Here is a 16123-nt window from a genome sequence, read left to right as displayed (position 1 = left end):
TTTTCGAGGCAACTGATACAAGGCAACAACAGACGTAAAATCGCATTTATGCTTAATAAATAAGCATCTTGAGATTTTTTAACACCGTAGCTGCAACGCAGATAGTTTTTCAACGACCCGTTAATCAGGCTTTTTAATTCCATATAAATTCAGCCTGTAAGCAAGTGTGGAAGGTTTAACGCCCAATAATTCGGCTGCTCCATCTGTGCCGGAGATGCGCCAGTTTGCATGCCTCAAAGCCGCGCACATATTTATTTTTTCTTTTTCACGGAAAACTGCATCTGTGACGAACCCGGTTTCTTCAAGTGAAGTTATGTTTTCTGGAGTTTGCTTGCTTTCTTCATTATCAGGCATAGCCAGGTCTAGCCTGAGTCGCTTGCCTTTCGTAAGAATTACAGCTCGCTCAATGACATTTTTGAGCTCTCTGATATTGCCGGGCCAAGGATATCTATTAAGAATGTCCAGTTGATGCCGAGTCAAAGATAAAGGCTCATGCCCCAATTCAGTGCAGATGCCGCTCAAGAAATGGGATGCCAGCGGACCGATATCTTTGATACGCTCTCGTAATGGCGGTACTTCAATAGGGAAAACACTTAGGCGATAAAACAAGTCTTCACGAAACCGTCCGGCATCGACCTCAACTTTCAAATTGCGGTTTGTTGCAGCGATAATACGCACATTGCTTTTAATCGTTTGATCGTCTCCTACGCGCTCAAACTCATGCTCTTGTACCACTCGTAGCAATTTTCCTTGTAAATCTATAGGTATTTCGCCAATTTCGTCCAGAAAAAGAGTGCCGCCTTGAGCCAGCTGAAAACGTCCTATTCGGTCACGATGGGCGCCAGTAAATGATCCGCGAACATGCCCAAAGAACTCACTCTCAAAAAGATTCTTAGGGATAGACGCGCAATTCACTTTCACAAGTTGCTGGTTAGCTCTGGAACTATTAGCATGAATTGCACGTGCAATCATTTCTTTTCCAACCCCTGATTCGCCCAAAATTAAAACACTTGTTGGCATTTTAGCTACTGCCTCAATCTGATTAAGTGTACGTTTTAGAGCCTGGCTTTCTCCGATGATCTCTCCGAAGTTAATCGTGATGTTTATTTCATCTCGCAGATAATCGCGCTCACGTTCTAGTAAATCCTTCAGTTTTTTGATCTGTTCATAGGCCAGTGAGCGTTGTCGTTCGTTTTTCTTGCGCTCAGTAATATCTCGGAAGATCACTACTGCTCCCGCAAGTTGATTGTCTTCTCGAATCGGTGTGCTTGTATACTCTACAGGAACTGCGGTTCCGTTGGTGTGCCAAAAAACCTCGTTATCACCACGATGTACCTTGCCATCCTTGATGGCCGCATAAATCGGACATTCTCTGCTTGGGTAGGGCGAGCCGTCAGGGTAGGAATGATGATGGATGTCGTGCAATGGTTTACCGATTACGTCTATTTCTCGCCAACCCAGTATTTGGGTTGCGGCCTCATTAACGAAGATGGTGTTACCTTGGGAATCCACCCCGTAGACTCCTTCTCCGGCTGCATTGAGGATCAACTCGTGTATGGTTTGCAAGCGACGTAGCTCACTGGATGTCTGGCTGTATCCGGCAATATTGTTGAATGCCAACAGTACCCAGATTTTTTTGGTATGCAGTGATATCGTGCGCCAAGCCGATAGTAAGCCTTTCTGCGGCAGTTTGATAGACTGATTTCTTGGAAATAACGTGGCAGGGCTTTCATGGATGATGTGGCCTTTATACGCTACTTGTTCGATTTGATTCATGAGTGTCGAATCGCGCAAATCTTGCAATAATTCCTCAACTGATATTGCTATTACATCTGTTGTTTTCAGATTCAGATAGTTACGCCAGGTCGTGCTGATTTCACGACAAATCAGTGTGTCATCCAGTAGCGCTACACATAAAGGCGAGCTCTGAAATAATTTTTTAAAGGAGTTGATCATTTTGGGAGAATTCACAAATATTTGAGAATATTGACTCAAAATATTGAGAATAGCAAAATTTTGTATTTTGCAAATATGTAACAATCATATATTAATTAACAATTTACTGGTTGGCATGATTCATGCTTAAGAAATTATTTGAAATAAAATTTGTGAGTTCTAAGATGCTTTTAAAACAAAGTGGAAAATATGTTTTTTTATGGATGCAATGCTGTAATCGTTTAATAGAAGCACGATTGCATCATTGGAATGGTTGTGTTGACATAACCAAGAAAAATTTAATGGATCAAAGAATAAACTTATTCGTGCTTTCATGGGTGCCCTGCCTGCGAACAAAAGAGAGTCTGTTGACGAAAATAACCGGATGGCTAATTAAACTCTGCGTATGCTGTGCCGGAATTAGGTGTCTGGTTTTTCAGACGCATGCGACGAGCTTATCGTCAGCAAACACCAATACGCCGTTTGCCGTGCCGGCTCCAGCCACGACGACAACTGTCGTAACGAGGGTCGGAAGTGGTGTCAATAAATCCAAGTTACCTCCGATCACTGTGGCATCGCGCCGCGGCTTGTTTTCTCTGCCGTTTCTTAGCCCCGGTTATTATTCTTTCTGGGACATGGTCACCAGCAACAAACGCGAAAAACCACCGGTTGTGCCTTATGCTCCTTTTGCGCTAATGACCACGCCAGCCTATGACACCGACAGTCGTTTAAATGCTGCCGATTCGGACAATAGTTTTCATTTGCAGTGTACACGGTTCCATGCCGATTTATGGTACAAAGATAGAGTACGATTATTTGTATAACGCTGCTGGCGTAGCCACGCTGCGAGAGATTACAGGTCAATCCGGCAGCCATGTGGGGATGAGGTTGAGTCCCGGTTCAATCTTCATATTAACCGTCATCAGGATGTACTGATTGGATATACAAAAATGTGGAGTGGTAATTTCCTGAAGAAACAAGTGCCTGGAATCACTCCTGAGTTCTTCTATGTTCAATACAACATCCGGTTTTGATAATTGGGTCAAGGAAATTTTAAATGATGCGTTTTATTCTATTAGTATTTTTCTACATAACTGTAGTGGTGAATGCGCATGGCAGAGCACCTGTTGTCGTGCCTGATACCATGGCTGAGCGCGTTCGAGCTTGTACTATCTGTCACAGCGCTGAAAATAAGGCGACGCGCGATGCCTATTACCCTCGCATAGCGGGAAAACCGCAAGGATACCTTTTTAGTCAATTACGTAATTTCCGCGATGGCCGGCGCTATTATCAGCCCATGATGATTTTGCTGGAGAATATGTCGGATGAGTATCTGCTGGAGATAGCCCGATACTTTTCTGAACTCCGATTGCCTTATCCACCGCCTGAACGGATTCATATGCAACCTGACGAAATCAGGCTGGCAGAACGCCTTATTTATTCGGGTAATCCAGAACAGGACATTCCGGCGTGCAGTGCATGCCATGGCGATAATCTGATGGGTATAGAGCCTGCTATCCCGGGTTTGCTGGGATTGTCTCGTGCTTATATTTCGGCACAATTAAGTGGATGGCGTACTGGCAGTATCATACGAAGCCAGACTTCTGATTGTATGTCTGAAATCGCAAAGCAATTAACCGATGATGAAGCCAATGCGGTTGCAAAGTGGCTAGCGAACCAACCTGTAGCAGGAGAATCCAGACCGTTCAAATCGCTTTTACCTGAATTGGTGCGTCGTTGTAGCCAAAATATCCAAGAAAACGGAGATTCAAAATGAGATATCAGATATTCAGTAGCAATCACTGGAAATGTAATGCTTTGTTTTGGTGGTGTATAGCAGTGCTGATACTTGCTTTATCGGCAATGGTTGCTGATGCCATCGCCGCGGACACAGAACGTTCCAGCGAAGGACAGGGAGAGGGAGTTATGCGTGGTGCATATCTGGCCCGCGTTGGCAATTGCATGGGATGTCATACGACTAAAGGAGGGCAACCGTTTGCGGGTGGACGCCGACTGTCTACATCATTTGGTATTTTTGTAACGCCCAATATTACGCCAGACATGGAAACGGGGATCGGTCTATGGAGTGAAGAAGATTTCTGGCAAGCACTGCATCAAGGTAGATCACGCGATGGGCGACTGCTTTATCCCGCTTTTCCATATACTGAATATACCAAAGTGACACGGCAAGATGCCGATGCGATTTTTGCTTATCTGCAATCATTATCACCTGTTTCTCAGGTTAACTCACCGCATGATATTTTCTTTCCCTATAATTCCAAATCACTGCTCGCAATCTGGCGTGCATTGTATTTTAAGGAAGGTGCTTATGAGCCGGATCAATCCAAAAGTGAAACATGGAATCGCGGCGCTTATCTAGTGCAGGGACTAGGTCATTGTAATGCTTGCCATACCACCCGCAATATATTAGGGGCAAGTCAAGATGAAGCATTGGCAGGTGGACAAATAATGGGCATGAATTGGTATGCGCCGTCTCTGTCTTCGCACCTGGAAGCAGGCAGTGGTGGGTGGGAAATAGAAGAAATCGTTGCTTTGCTGACAACTGGCATAACAAAACGTGCTGTGGCTTCAGGTCCAATGGCAACTGTCGTTAGGCAAAGCCTTCAATATTTGTCGCAGGAAGATACTTACGCTATGGCAGTATATCTAAAGTCTCTCTCGGAGAATGTGAGTAGTAATATGCCTGGTGGCGTCAGTTTTTCGGTGATGTCAGGTAGTTTACGAAAGCATATGGATCTGGGTGGGAAACTGTATGAGGAATATTGTCAAACATGTCATGGTTCTGACGGGAAAGGCGTTCCAGGTATTTATCCTGCGCTAGCCGGTAATCGGGGTGTAACGATGGATTCGCCAATGAATGTCATCCTCAGTGTGCTGAATGGCGGCTATCCACCGACGACGGCAGGAAATCCTCGGCCTTATGGAATGCCACCGTTCCAACAGGTTTTGCGGAATGAAGAAGTAGCACTCGTCGTGTCGTATATCCGAAATGCTTGGGGAAATCGTAGCAGTTTAGTGTCAGCAGTGGATGTTGATCGAAGTAAAGGTGGAAATTATTAATAGCATCGGTCATTACTTTGGTAGGCACTCCTAAAACGCATCTGAAAATCTCTATCAACTGCTGTTCTGGCACAGCTGCGAACAATTAGCTAATGCGATCACCGAGTGTACTTTCCAGCTAATTGCTAATCATGCGATCTTCCGATTGCACGTTGATGCTGATCGATTGGCGCATCGGGAGACGGTTGGCGAACGGGAAGTGCAAACTAAGAAACTCATAAAAACTATTGCTATGAACCATCATTATCAGACTATCTGCTGACAATTTATTATTTCATTTACCTCCAAGCTCTATGCCATCCAAACTGCGGATGGTGCCATCCCCACCCAAATCGTGCGTGATAACCCCATACATATCCGGGGCCTGGGATTGCGTAGGTCGGTGTGACATAAGCTACACCCGCAGGGACAGGGATAACAGGGCCTCTTACAATTGGCTCTGTGATACAGCCTGATAATATAATAGCCAAAATCAGGCAGATTCCATTGAAAAGTAATCTCATGCTTGTTGCTCCTTCAGGCTAATAGTGATAATTCATCTAAAAAAAATAAATTACTCTTTAGGTTCTTGTTTCAGCAAGTTAATTTGTCCAATGATTTCTTGTTTTTCATTCTCTAATTCTTTATGTCGCGCGCTAAGGCGATTCAGATCGTCTGTATAATCTTTAATGTGATCTTGCTTCTCTTCTTTTTCTTTTATTAATTCATCGTAGTCTGGGATTGGTATGCTTTGATCAGGTGGGTTGGGTGGTATCTCAATCGGTAATGGAGCTTCTATTGCGTTACGGCGCAATTCTTGAGTCATCAAGAATTGTTGATAGGTTGATTCAGATTCTTGTTGTATACGAGCTAATTGTTTTTCCAGTTGGTGAATTTGTGTTTCTGCATCATCAGCCCAGACTGGAATTGATAGAGCCAAGAATAAAAAGAAAATAATTGTTTTCATAATGGATAAGGCCCGTGAAATAATAATGCGTCGTAGAGACGCTACTGATAAGAAAGACAAATAGTATTCCCATTATTGGTTTATTTGGTTAACTTCATTGTATAGCAGGTCAATGAAAATTTGCATCAATCCTTCAATGGGGCGGCTCAATTCCTCAACCAAAATGACCGCGCTGGAGGCCGATACCTTGCGAATAAACAAGATTGCAAAGACGGTAGAGTTTTTAGCTGTGTAAAGACCCAATCCAGAGAAAATAATGCCATGCCAGGCTTTCAACGCTGATAAAAGTGGCGTCATGATTACCACTTCATCGCCTGTTTTCGCTTTGTATCAGTTGCCTCGAAAACGTTTCAACGGCCTGTTAGGCTGTTGATGGCCACACCGTCAAGCAGATAGGATGGATCATATGCTGCTTGCCGGGAATGCTGGTTCCGGGTTTGGGGTTATGTTGAGGATACTCAGCGTTATCATCATGGTTGCCGCTTTTTCCTGGCCAGCCTGAATCCCTTGACGCTGATGGGCGAGGTTCAATTGCTTTTTGGGTTCTACCGTAAATTGTTCGATGAATCGCTGCAAATCATCGATACTGAGCTTTTTGTGTCTACCTGCACCAGATTAAGGATAGTCGGTTGCAGTCGTTATCAAAGTTAGAGTAATGAGATAACAAATAGCGCGTCAAGAGTACTGGAATGAGGCGGATGCTTAATGTTTGTCTAGTCTACGATACTGAATTGCTTCGGCAATATGTTGATTATTGATTTTCTCAACCCCTGCTGCATCCGCAATAGTACGCGCGACTTTCAGGATACGATGATACGCACGCGCCGATAAACTCAAACGGCTGATCGCTTGCTTCAGCAAATTCTCACTGACAGTTTCAAGAGCACAAAACTTGTCGATTTCTTTGACACTCAGACGGTTATTGGTTTTTCCTTGTCTTTCTAGTTGCCGTCGGTGAGATTCAGTCACTCGTGTTCTAATCATGCTGCTTTTCTCGCCGGTTGTACGCTGGTGCATCAATTCATCTTGTGGGATCGCCGGAACTTCGATTTGCATGTCAATGCGATCCAGCAATGGTCCCGAAATCCTTGCGCGGTAGCGGGAAATCTGGTCGGCGGTGCAATGACATTTGCCGTTCGAGTGCCCAAGATAGCCGCAAGGGCATGGATTCATCGCAGCGATTAGTTGAAATTGCGCTGGGAATTCTGCTTGACGGGCTGCGCGGGAGATGGTTATTTTTCCGGATTCGAGAGGTTCGCGCAGCACTTCCAGAACTTTGCGGTCGAACTCGGCCAGCTCGTCGAGAAACAGCACGCCGTGCATCGCCAGTGAAATTTCTCCAGGGCGAGGGTGACTGCCGCCACCAACCAATGCAACACCGGATGCCGTATGATGCGGCGAGCGGAATGGTCGTTTCTTCCAGTTTTGTATATTGAAATGACCGTAGCTAAGTGATTGAATTGCAGCTGATTCTAATGCCTCTACTTCGGTCATGGGTGGTAGAATGCCCGGAAAGCGCGCTGCCAGCATTGATTTTCCTGTGCCCGGAGGGCCGATCATCAATAAGCTGTGTACAATTATAATTTTATTTTGCTAAAAATATGATAAAAGCATATTCCTATATAAGAATGTCAACAGAACAACAGCTTAAAGGGGATTCTCTTAGGAGACAGAAAGAGCTATCTGCTAATTATGCTAAGTTAAAAAATTGGGAATTAATAGAATCGATTGAAGGTAGAGATCTTGCTGATATTGGCATTTCTGCACTTCATAGTAAGAATGCTACAGAAGGAGCTTTAGGTACATTTCTTACAGCAATAAAAGAGGGACGAGTAGTAACTGGAAGTGTTCTTTTGGTTGAGAATCTCGATAGGCTTTCTCGTGCTAGTGCATTGACTGCATTCAATCAATTTTCTTCAATTCTTGAAGCAGGGATTGAGATTGTTACGTTAAGTGATAAGAAACACTATACAAAAGAATCTGTAAATTCAAATTTTTCCGATTTGTTTATAAGCATTGGAATAATGTTTCGATCTAATGAAGAATCCGAAATAAAATCCAAGCGACTCAAAGCTGCATGGGAAAATAAAAGAAATGCCGCTCAACAGAAACCCATAACCCGTTGTAGACCAGCATGGCTTGATTATGATGAAAGATCGAAGAAATTTTTACCTTTGAAGAAAAGGGTAGAGATCGTTAAATTAATATTCGAAATGTGTATTTCAACCTGCGGATTATATGGTATTGCTAGATACCTTAATGAATCCCATGTCCCTGTTTTTGGACGGGGTAAATTCTGGCATCGCTCGTATATTAAAAAAATTATTTGTAATAGATCAGTACTGGGCGAGTTTCAGCCAATGACCACTGAAAATAACATAAGGAAATATATTGGAGAATCAATAAATAATTATTATCCCCAAATAATTAAAGAAGATACTTTCTTACTTGCTAATGCTGCATTAGTACAAAGGAACAAAGCCGATAAAGGACGTAAAGGTAAATCATTCTCAAATATATTTACTGGTTTAGTTTATTGTGGAGCTTGTGGTTCTAAAATGACATTAAAAAATCGAGGTATGCCACCAAAAGGAGGAAAAAGTCTTTGCTGCACGAATAAACAAGTTAGTGCTGGTTGTATGATGCCAGAATGGAAGCTTGCTGAGTTTGAAAATATTTTATTTAAGCATCTTAGGGAAATTAATTTTTCTTCATTGATTAGTGGTGAAAAAAATCCATTAGCAACTTTAGAAGAGCAGCAACGTGTTCTTCAAGAAAAGAAAAATAATAGAGAAATGAATATAGAGCGTATTTTAACTACTATTGAAAACGAAGATTTAATTGACCGAGCAAAAAAAGAATTAATACTTAGGATGAATCAATATGTATCTGAATGTGAGAATCTTTCAAAGTTAATTGAAGATTCTGCACAAAAAATTCAACAAGAGAAAGATATAACTATCTATTTTGAGTCAGTAAATATGAACAATTTTTTAGATTTGTCTAAAAACAAAGAGGATGACTATTACACAAGATCTGCTATCCATCAACTTCTTGTTAAAACTATCAAAAAAATAACACTTCTTCAAGAAGTAGAAAAATATCCTTATGAATATGACGAAGATGATAAAGAAATAATTTCTTTTAGAGCGAAGTACCAGTTTTATCGAAATGAAAATTTAAGTTCTTTTGTTGAAAATAAAGATTTTTTAAGATTTGCTTTGCCGTTTAGGCGTTACATTACAGTTAAATATACTACAGGCGAAGAACGACAGATTTGGTGCGGAGATGATACTTCTCATTTAGGTAACTGGTCATTAGGTGGTGCATATATGCAGTACAATTTATGAATTACCATAATAGTGAAATTTTAATAACTAAAATCATTTTATGTAAACAAGGTTTATATACATTGGAAACATTCTTTAAAGAAAACTCATCTTGTGACTTAGCGTCAAGATTCATAAAGAAAATATCAATCAGACCTAAGCAAGATTAATAAAATCCAGATTCTAAATCACAACAATATCAGCATTAGTCGAACTCAATCCAACCCCAATTGTTGCAATTTGCATTGCAGCAGAAGCACCATTCCCATCACTATCGTATGATAAAATTCCTGTTGATCTGTTGTGGATAATGAAATCATTAGCATCTAAAGCCTTGTAACCAACTCTGCACTGGCTTGCTGCCAAGATACCTACCTTCGTTAATTATGTAAACACAGCATTCTCAAGCTGAATCGTATCATTCGCTACGTTATAGTCAGTAATTGTGTCGAAATGGTTTTTTGTAGTAAATCTAAAAATTTCGTTACCCAATCCACCGGTTAAGACATTATTACCCGCTTTCCCATTTAAAACATCGAGCCCGTTTTTCCCATTAAGAATGTATAACAAACTTTATTGTTAAAATTATTTGTATCGCCATTAAATCAAATATTTATAGCATCATAATATTCGAATTAATAATACATGTTTTCATTTTATCCGAGAAAAAAAGAACTCTTTATCAACGATCAATTAGAGCTAACTTGTTACAGGAGATAGATAATCCGCTTTTTGATTATATGTTGCGTTCCTTAGTCACCAGTGTCACTACACTGATGAGTCAAAAATAACCGCATAATAGGACAATTGACAAAGAATTATGCAAGATTTGAAACGAGGTAAAGTCGCAAGGGCAAATGCCTTTACATTTCCCCTCAGCACACTGAAGGTCATTTCTTAGTGTTTAATTCTTCCCAGAATATAGGTAATGTATCAAAGGCAAAGGATCCAACGAACAATCCTAAAAAGAGCCCAGGAAATCCAAACAATAGAGCACCTCCAATCACACAGACAAAAGCAACAATTGGTGGAATTTTACTTTCACCAAAAGTGGCGATCCAAGATCTAAGAATATTATCAACCACGCCTGTTAAAATTCCCAATACGCCTAATATAATTGCAACGGTAGCGCTGTCTTTAAAAAAAGCCAATATCGCAAAGGTAAAAGCAACAGGCGCTGCACCAACCACTGGAATGAAAGATAAAATCAACGTAACAAAGAAAACCACGAAGAAATCCCCCATATGCAGCAAACTCACCCCCGTAGCAACCATTAGTGATTGCAGACCACCTGTCACAATGTTGGAAAGATAAACCTGTCTGGAATCCTTTATAAAAATATTAGTTAGTTCTTCCATACGAACTTCAGAAAAACCTGAAATTTTCTGAAAAAAATTCTTAATGTGGTCAGCGTTGCTGAGAAATGAATAGGTACAAAGAATCATAATTATAAGAAGCACGATCAATGTTGGGAGGCTAGTCGCAATTTCCCGAAAAAAATCCAGCAGAAAATTATTCACAACGTCTAGATAATGATTTATTGTTTTCTCATTTAAGAATTCCAAAATATCATAATTCGAAGAAAACTCTTGGATTGCAGAAACAATATCGTGACGCATATCCAAAACTAGTTCTTGAATACCCTGGTCTTTTAATTTTTCATTAAATGACATCTTCTCAAGCTGAGTGGTAAGAGCATTTGTACCTTTGATAATAAAAAAGAAAAGAGGGATAGAAATAAAGGTTGTAAAAAGAATGGTAAGTAATGCAGATACATTATCTCGTTTCATGCCTTTTGACTCTAATTTCAGTTGCACAGGATAAAGTGTCAAAGCAATCGTTCCCGCAAAAATTAGTGGCATAAAAAAGGGTGAAATAAGAACTAGGAACGTTATCGAAAGGATAATAATATAGATAACCCTTATAACTTTGTTTTCATTAGTCATAGTTACTTAAGATAATAAATTTTTTTACAAATGTCGCCAAAATTGTTTCACTAAGCTTCTCAGATAATTGTCATGCATCCAATTAAATGTTTAATGCGATCATCTGGGATTTATGAATAACATCAAAATGAAATGTATTAGTCAAATAATCAATAGGGCGTCTGGATGACAATTCGAATTCTCGATTTTATCTTTATAGATTTTGTTGGGCTCAATTCCTGGAGAATAACTTATGCGATTCAACCCAATTCGATTCAGAAACTTACATTTTTTTTAAGTTACATAACAAGTCGTAAGTTTGATCTTCTTTTTTTTAAATTTTCATACCAGTCATGCAGTTTATTTGCAAAGACATTTGGATTGCTTTTATTTATACTGTAATCATCAAATCCCATTTGATCTTTAATAACAAAAATAAGGTAATTTTCGATCTCTGCAATTGTTAATTCTTGCTTTGGCATTTGTAGAGTTTCCTCGAGATAGTAATCATATTCATCTTCAATTTCATTCTCAGGAGCACAAACGCCAATAGGATCCCATTCGTTCCATAATTCCCTTACTTCTTGTAAATCTCGATAAAGAATTTTTGTTCGGGAATTATGCATATAATTGGATATTAAAGAGATTGGTTATATCCTAAAAACCACAAGATTTGGATTGCTCAGGGTATTCTTGTTATTTGATTTTAACAGTGGAATTTTCATTTTATTTGCAAGTAATGTAATCAACATTTATCTATTCTAAATAACATTAGAATTTGCAGGGAAGATCGAATATTTCTCATTCAATCTGAGAAAATATTTCCTGAAATTCTTGAGCCGTGCCAGTCCATTCCTCTATTTCGTTACGTTCCTCGGTACTCAAGGACTCTAAGCATATGCGGTTATTTTTGAAATCCACATTTGTAATTTTCCATATTATGCCTCCGTGCTTTTTAGTGTATCGATCTCTCGATGAGATATCCAAAATTTGTGGCCACTCAGAGGTCTCGAACCCTTCGTTCATATCTTATCCTTATAATTTTTAACAATGAATTACTCAATTTAGAAACATACTAATTGGAAAAATTCCAGCATAAGAGCTGGAATTTTTCCTAAGATTTTCTTGCTATAAACTAGTTAGGCTTAATATTAGAATCGAGTTTTTTGTTATCTTGTTGTTTATTAGCGGGTGCTTTGTTTTCGGGTTGCTTGTTTTTGTTATCAGCTTGTATTTTATTACGCTCTTGAGCATTAATTTTAGCTTCTAAAGCATCCATTTTTTTGACAGCACCTTGATTACAAGTTTTCAAAGATTCAAAATCGTTAGATTTTTTCATACAATTTAGTCGCCCTTCTATTATCTGTAATCTTTCTTTTACATTTCCTATTTCTCTATTTTTTTCCGTTTGGAAATCGGGATCTTTTTCTTCAGCAGACATTAAGGGTAATGAAAAGAATAAGCCTGCAGTTATTATTAACAACAAATTAAATATATTCATTTAAGCATATCTCCATAATTACAATTGTACGAAAAGTACTCAGGAATCATCCTCGTATATTTAAGTACTATCTGTGCGATAGATAACATTGATTTGATGCCTTAAATTTATTTATTAAATTTTATTGAGTTGAAAGATTTTCTTGTGTGAAGGTTTATAGAAACCAATTCCTACATTGCATGATATGTATCCTTTTTATGAATTAGGAATTCATAATTTTGCTTATGTGCAAAAACGGACATAAATCTTTATGCCTCTGTACGGCCTTCATTAACTGCTAGAAATAAAAACCCGCCGAAGCAGGATATTATGTTGTTTATATTCTTATGATGATTAGTGAAGTTTTTTGTTAGATGCTTTAGAAGAGGATTCATTTTCTTGAATCCTGTCCTCATCGTAGCTTCTTATGAAGGAATGTATTTTATAAAAGACTGATATTTTCCGTAAGATTAGCTAATATGTTTTATTTTAGAGAAATTACTATGTGAATAATTTTTATTTTGCGGAAATCCCGAAGGCATAAAATTCTTCGATCCATTCATCAGAAAGGCTGATTCTAAATCATTTTTTTCTACAAACATTTTCTCTTTATCATTAAGTTCTCTTTTATTTCCCATATTAGCTTCCCCCTAAAAAAAATGTAAATAAGTAGTATTCATCTCCATAACTTTGATAAATATTCTTAATACTTTGTTAAATATATCTACTACTCTTCAATATGATATTTACCATCTAATGAAATAAAACTTCTTCTGCGTGTACTTCAAGTGGTGGTATTTCAAAGCTAAGTGCTGAGTTATCAAAATAAGAATTAGAATCAGTAAAATCGAACTCATAGATTTTCTCTCGGATTACCATAAAATCCTCCTTTTTGAACCTAAGACTTATCTTGATTATCTGCTGCGGAAATGTATTTGCGATTGCTAACTTAGAATGTTTCTGGAATGGTTTTTAATGGTAAAGAAAGTCTATATGATTGATTTTTCTAAGGAATAAATTAAATGTGATTTTATGAGGATTATTTTAATTTTATTTGAGAACAAATATAATTACTTATCGATCCACTAGAACAAGGATTAGTGATTATTAATGTAAGGTTTATTTTTTGATTTTATTGGTACATATAGAGACTGAATTAATTCTTCTCCTAGATTTGTAGCTTTATTGACTCAGTTGAGACGGACCAGGGTTGCATTTTCTCAGAGTAATAGGGCTTAAGAAAATTTCAGTATTTCGTCTGGTAATTTTTGAATTGACTGGTGACTAATATTATTTCTTATATCTAAATGCTTTATAGAATTTTTAACTGACTCAAATACTTGAGAATAACTTAAGATTTTTGATCAAATTCGATTCAGAAACTTACAATTTTTTAAAGCTACTTAACAAGTTGTAAGTTTGATCTTCTTTTTTTAAATTTTGATACCAGTCATGCAGTTTATGTGCAAAAATATTTGGATTGCTTTTATTTATACTGTAATCATCAAATCCCATTTGATCTTTAATAACAAAAATAAGATAGTCTTCGATCTCCGCAGTTGTGGCTTCTTGTTTGAGTAATAGTAGAGTGCTCTCTAGGTAGGAATCATATTCATCTTCATTATTTGGAGTACAAACGCCTATTGGATCCCATTCATTCCATAATTTTCTGACTTCTTGTAAATCTCGATAAAGAATTTTTGATCGTGAATCATTCATTTAATTAAAACTTAAAATGTATGAGCCTAAGTTGACCATTTTTTTTGGCATACTTACACTGATTGTATCTTTCTAATATCTGTTTCTATCTTTTATCATTTTGTAACAATACCTTTCTGCTCACAGTTTATTAGCCTTAAAGGTAATTAATGCTCGTGATTGAAAGTTATATCCTTGCAATTAGAGCAACTAATAATGCCTATAAAAAATACGTGAAAAAGTGTTTCGACTTACAAAATGTAGGTTCGTTACCAACTCCAGAATAGTGAACCATGCCTAATAATAGAAACTAAAATAAAATCATAAATTTTTTAAAAAAGTTTATTAAGATGAATCAATTCAGGATCAATCAGAGTCTAGATCTATTAAAAGTTGAATCCTTACAGCCCGCCGAAGCGGGCTGTAAAAATATTATTGAGATTCATTTCTACGTTGATTATCCATTTCCATATTATTCATCCTATCCTTGTTCATCCTTTCCTTGTTCATCCTTTCATCTTCTTTCTTCATATTATTCTGTTTGTTCCTATCAGCATCAGCATTCTTTTTGTCAGATTCAGCTTTCTGAGGAGAATTCATCTTGTCATCAACTTTGTTCTGCGTTTGAGAGTAATCCCCAGCAAATGTAGAACCGCTAACAAATAAAAACCCACTAATAAATATTGCAATTAACACTTTCAACATGATTAAAATCCTTATAAGTTAAAAGAAATTAAATAATGCTACAAGAATGATTTCTCGGTCTGTGCGTTTAAGTACACTGAGCAAATCTAAGTAAATTTGAAACTCATTTCACAAGAGAATTGGAAGTAATAAATGCAGAAAAACGAGCTTATATGCAGTCTCAATTCTCGTATATTAGGATTCAGCTATAAATCCGTGCGAGATGGATACATTGCCTGGTCGATGAGTTCTCCATGTCGATCGCAACATAATTATGTTTAGTATGTACGATTCCGCACATACAATTAGAATTTTAATAGGTAAATTAAAGTTTAGCTTTAAGAATAATCCTTAACTTTATAATTAGTATAATAAAAATGTCTAACGCTCATAAAAGCACACAAGAAAAATATGTCAAGAAAAGTTTTACTTCTATTGGTAATGTGAAGGAAAGAGAAATTGTTAGTAAGAGTGGTAAGGTTTCACATATTAATGGAACTGATTACGTATTCGATTCCGAAGAAACCCGAGTGGCAGTCAGCAAAGATGTTCAGCCTAGTCCGGGCAGTACTAAAAGCGTTTCAAATACGAGTAATAGAACCACTTCCAATACCGATAATAATGATTGATCAATCTAGTTCAAGCCATCTTAGCAAATATTTTGATAATCTTGCAGAAACTGGAAGTCAATCATAGAAGGGCATATAAGTGAACTAATAGATGTTATGTATAATATTGAGAAGAAATTCCTCCTAATAAGATTTTCACCTACCTCATATTCACTTACTTAAGATTTTGTACTATAGTATCCTTTTATATTCTTTATTACATAACAATGGAAATCAATAAGACTTGGCAACTAACAAACTATAATGGCAGCCATATCGTTAATGTTTGTGAGAATGATGATTCTCAGGCAGAAAAACTTACAAATTACCTCCTCGAAGGGTTGCAAAATAATGAAGCGGTGGTAGTTATTGCAAATCGGTCATTAAGAAAAGCACTGTTATCTAAATTGAACGTTAAGAGTTTAGATGTGCAGGCT

The 16123-nt window shown here is 37.8% G+C and carries 18 protein-coding genes and 1 pseudogene; 6 read left to right on the top strand and 13 right to left on the bottom strand.

Going from position 1 to position 16123, the window contains the following annotated elements:
• Window positions 1-120: 120 nt before the first annotated feature.
• Entirely contained in the window at window positions 121-1956 is a 1836-nt protein-coding gene (locus C7H79_RS06950; RefSeq protein ID WP_106706571.1) for a sigma-54 interaction domain-containing protein, read from the bottom strand.
• Between the two features lie 164 nt (window positions 1957-2120).
• On the opposite strand from C7H79_RS06950, the gene C7H79_RS06945 reads away from it, so the two are divergent.
• The 3 genes from C7H79_RS06945 to C7H79_RS06935 all read left to right on the top strand — a co-directional run bounded on the left by C7H79_RS06945 (window position 2121) and on the right by C7H79_RS06935 (window position 5016).
• Window positions 2121-2759, top strand: coding sequence for a hypothetical protein (locus C7H79_RS06945; protein WP_172592375.1), 639 nt, complete (start codon window positions 2121-2123; stop codon window positions 2757-2759).
• A 233-nt stretch (window positions 2760-2992) separates the two neighbouring features.
• Entirely contained in the window at window positions 2993-3712 is a 720-nt protein-coding gene (locus tag C7H79_RS06940; protein ID WP_106706569.1) for a c-type cytochrome, read from the top strand.
• Window positions 3709-5016, top strand: a complete 1308-nt coding sequence (locus C7H79_RS06935; protein WP_106706568.1) for a c-type cytochrome — start codon at window positions 3709-3711, stop codon at window positions 5014-5016. Before C7H79_RS06940 ends, C7H79_RS06935 begins: the two co-directional genes overlap by 4 nt.
• A gap of 553 nt (window positions 5017-5569) precedes the next feature.
• Here C7H79_RS06935 and C7H79_RS06925 read toward each other — a convergent pair.
• The 3 genes and pseudogenes from C7H79_RS06925 to C7H79_RS06915 all read right to left on the bottom strand — a co-directional run.
• Window positions 5570-5962: a hypothetical protein gene (locus tag C7H79_RS06925; RefSeq protein WP_106706566.1), complete on the bottom strand. Its 393-nt coding sequence runs from the start codon at window positions 5960-5962 to the stop codon at window positions 5570-5572.
• 72 nt (window positions 5963-6034) lie between these two features.
• Window positions 6035-6259, bottom strand: a complete 225-nt coding sequence (locus tag C7H79_RS06920; protein ID WP_106706565.1) for a hypothetical protein — start codon at window positions 6257-6259, stop codon at window positions 6035-6037.
• Window positions 6260-6664: 405 nt separating this feature from the next.
• A pseudogene (locus tag C7H79_RS06915) lies at window positions 6665-7534 on the bottom strand (YifB family Mg chelatase-like AAA ATPase); the annotation flags it as partial.
• 29 nt (window positions 7535-7563) lie between these two features.
• Here C7H79_RS06915 and C7H79_RS06910 point away from each other — a divergent pair.
• Window positions 7564-9312 carry a recombinase family protein gene (locus C7H79_RS06910; RefSeq protein ID WP_106706563.1) on the top strand — a complete coding sequence of 583 codons (1749 nt, stop codon included), beginning with the start codon at window positions 7564-7566 and terminating at the stop codon, window positions 9310-9312.
• A 162-nt stretch (window positions 9313-9474) separates the two neighbouring features.
• Here the strand turns inward: C7H79_RS06910 and C7H79_RS17645 are convergent, their stop codons facing one another.
• From C7H79_RS17645 to C7H79_RS06875, 9 genes are all read right to left on the bottom strand, one after another.
• On the bottom strand, window positions 9475-9657 hold the full coding sequence (locus C7H79_RS17645) for a hypothetical protein (protein WP_147383568.1): 183 nt from the start codon (window positions 9655-9657) through the stop codon (window positions 9475-9477).
• A gap of 18 nt (window positions 9658-9675) precedes the next feature.
• Window positions 9676-9861 carry a calcium-binding protein gene (locus tag C7H79_RS19425; protein WP_106706562.1) on the bottom strand — a complete coding sequence of 62 codons (186 nt, stop codon included), beginning with the start codon at window positions 9859-9861 and terminating at the stop codon, window positions 9676-9678.
• Between the two features lie 320 nt (window positions 9862-10181).
• Complete coding sequence (locus C7H79_RS06900; protein ID WP_106706561.1) at window positions 10182-11237, bottom strand: AI-2E family transporter; 1056 nt, start codon at window positions 11235-11237, stop codon at window positions 10182-10184.
• A gap of 278 nt (window positions 11238-11515) precedes the next feature.
• Window positions 11516-11842 carry a hypothetical protein gene (locus C7H79_RS06895; protein ID WP_106706560.1) on the bottom strand — a complete coding sequence of 109 codons (327 nt, stop codon included), beginning with the start codon at window positions 11840-11842 and terminating at the stop codon, window positions 11516-11518.
• A 175-nt stretch (window positions 11843-12017) separates the two neighbouring features.
• Window positions 12018-12242, bottom strand: a complete 225-nt coding sequence (locus tag C7H79_RS06890) for a hypothetical protein (protein ID WP_106706559.1) — start codon at window positions 12240-12242, stop codon at window positions 12018-12020.
• Window positions 12243-12351: 109 nt separating this feature from the next.
• The gene (locus tag C7H79_RS06885) at window positions 12352-12717 is read right to left on the bottom strand and encodes a hypothetical protein (protein WP_106706558.1); all 366 of its coding nucleotides are present in this window, start codon (window positions 12715-12717) and stop codon (window positions 12352-12354) included.
• 449 nt (window positions 12718-13166) lie between these two features.
• Window positions 13167-13334, bottom strand: coding sequence for a hypothetical protein (locus tag C7H79_RS17885; RefSeq protein ID WP_172592373.1), 168 nt, complete (start codon window positions 13332-13334; stop codon window positions 13167-13169).
• A gap of 745 nt (window positions 13335-14079) precedes the next feature.
• Complete coding sequence (locus tag C7H79_RS06880; protein WP_106706557.1) at window positions 14080-14415, bottom strand: hypothetical protein; 336 nt, start codon at window positions 14413-14415, stop codon at window positions 14080-14082.
• A 411-nt stretch (window positions 14416-14826) separates the two neighbouring features.
• Window positions 14827-15099 carry a hypothetical protein gene (locus C7H79_RS06875; RefSeq protein WP_106706556.1) on the bottom strand — a complete coding sequence of 91 codons (273 nt, stop codon included), beginning with the start codon at window positions 15097-15099 and terminating at the stop codon, window positions 14827-14829.
• A 356-nt stretch (window positions 15100-15455) separates the two neighbouring features.
• Between C7H79_RS06875 and C7H79_RS06870 the strand changes: the two genes are divergently transcribed.
• Together C7H79_RS06870 and C7H79_RS18555 are read left to right on the top strand one after the other, a co-directional pair.
• The gene (locus C7H79_RS06870; protein ID WP_106706555.1) at window positions 15456-15707 is read left to right on the top strand and encodes a hypothetical protein; all 252 of its coding nucleotides are present in this window, start codon (window positions 15456-15458) and stop codon (window positions 15705-15707) included.
• 206 nt (window positions 15708-15913) lie between these two features.
• Window positions 15914-16123 (top strand): DEAD/DEAH box helicase family protein (locus C7H79_RS18555; RefSeq protein ID WP_147383567.1); only part of this gene is annotated, 210 nt, incomplete at its 3' end.

It is taken from the genome of Nitrosomonas supralitoralis (assembly GCF_003011925.2).
In the GTDB taxonomy this organism is placed as follows: Bacteria; Pseudomonadota; Gammaproteobacteria; order Burkholderiales; family Nitrosomonadaceae; genus Nitrosomonas; species Nitrosomonas supralitoralis.
Note: the sequence above shows the minus strand (reverse complement) of the source record. Positions and strands in the feature narration are given on the sequence as shown.

What these genes read in the sequence shown, in the direction of transcription:
- C7H79_RS06950 (WP_106706571.1), bottom strand. Translation starts at nt 1,956, where the DNA reads ATGATCAACTCCTTTAAAAAATTATTTCAGAGCTCGCCTTTATGTGTA.
- C7H79_RS06945 (WP_172592375.1), top strand. Translation starts at nt 2,121, where the DNA reads ATGCTTTTAAAACAAAGTGGAAAATATGTTTTTTTATGGATGCAATGC.
- C7H79_RS06940 (WP_106706569.1), top strand. Translation starts at nt 2,993, where the DNA reads ATGATGCGTTTTATTCTATTAGTATTTTTCTACATAACTGTAGTGGTG.
- C7H79_RS06935 (WP_106706568.1), top strand. Translation starts at nt 3,709, where the DNA reads ATGAGATATCAGATATTCAGTAGCAATCACTGGAAATGTAATGCTTTG.
- C7H79_RS06925 (WP_106706566.1), bottom strand. Translation starts at nt 5,962, where the DNA reads ATGAAAACAATTATTTTCTTTTTATTCTTGGCTCTATCAATTCCAGTC.
- C7H79_RS06920 (WP_106706565.1), bottom strand. Translation starts at nt 6,259, where the DNA reads ATGACGCCACTTTTATCAGCGTTGAAAGCCTGGCATGGCATTATTTTC.
- C7H79_RS06910 (WP_106706563.1), top strand. Translation starts at nt 7,564, where the DNA reads ATGATAAAAGCATATTCCTATATAAGAATGTCAACAGAACAACAGCTT.
- C7H79_RS06900 (WP_106706561.1), bottom strand. Translation starts at nt 11,237, where the DNA reads ATGACTAATGAAAACAAAGTTATAAGGGTTATCTATATTATTATCCTT.
- C7H79_RS06895 (WP_106706560.1), bottom strand. Translation starts at nt 11,842, where the DNA reads ATGCATAATTCCCGAACAAAAATTCTTTATCGAGATTTACAAGAAGTA.
- C7H79_RS06890 (WP_106706559.1), bottom strand. Translation starts at nt 12,242, where the DNA reads ATGAACGAAGGGTTCGAGACCTCTGAGTGGCCACAAATTTTGGATATC.
- C7H79_RS06885 (WP_106706558.1), bottom strand. Translation starts at nt 12,717, where the DNA reads ATGAATATATTTAATTTGTTGTTAATAATAACTGCAGGCTTATTCTTT.
- C7H79_RS17885 (WP_172592373.1), bottom strand. Translation starts at nt 13,334, where the DNA reads ATGGGAAATAAAAGAGAACTTAATGATAAAGAGAAAATGTTTGTAGAA.
- C7H79_RS06880 (WP_106706557.1), bottom strand. Translation starts at nt 14,415, where the DNA reads ATGAATGATTCACGATCAAAAATTCTTTATCGAGATTTACAAGAAGTC.
- C7H79_RS06875 (WP_106706556.1), bottom strand. Translation starts at nt 15,099, where the DNA reads ATGTTGAAAGTGTTAATTGCAATATTTATTAGTGGGTTTTTATTTGTT.
- C7H79_RS06870 (WP_106706555.1), top strand. Translation starts at nt 15,456, where the DNA reads ATGTCTAACGCTCATAAAAGCACACAAGAAAAATATGTCAAGAAAAGT.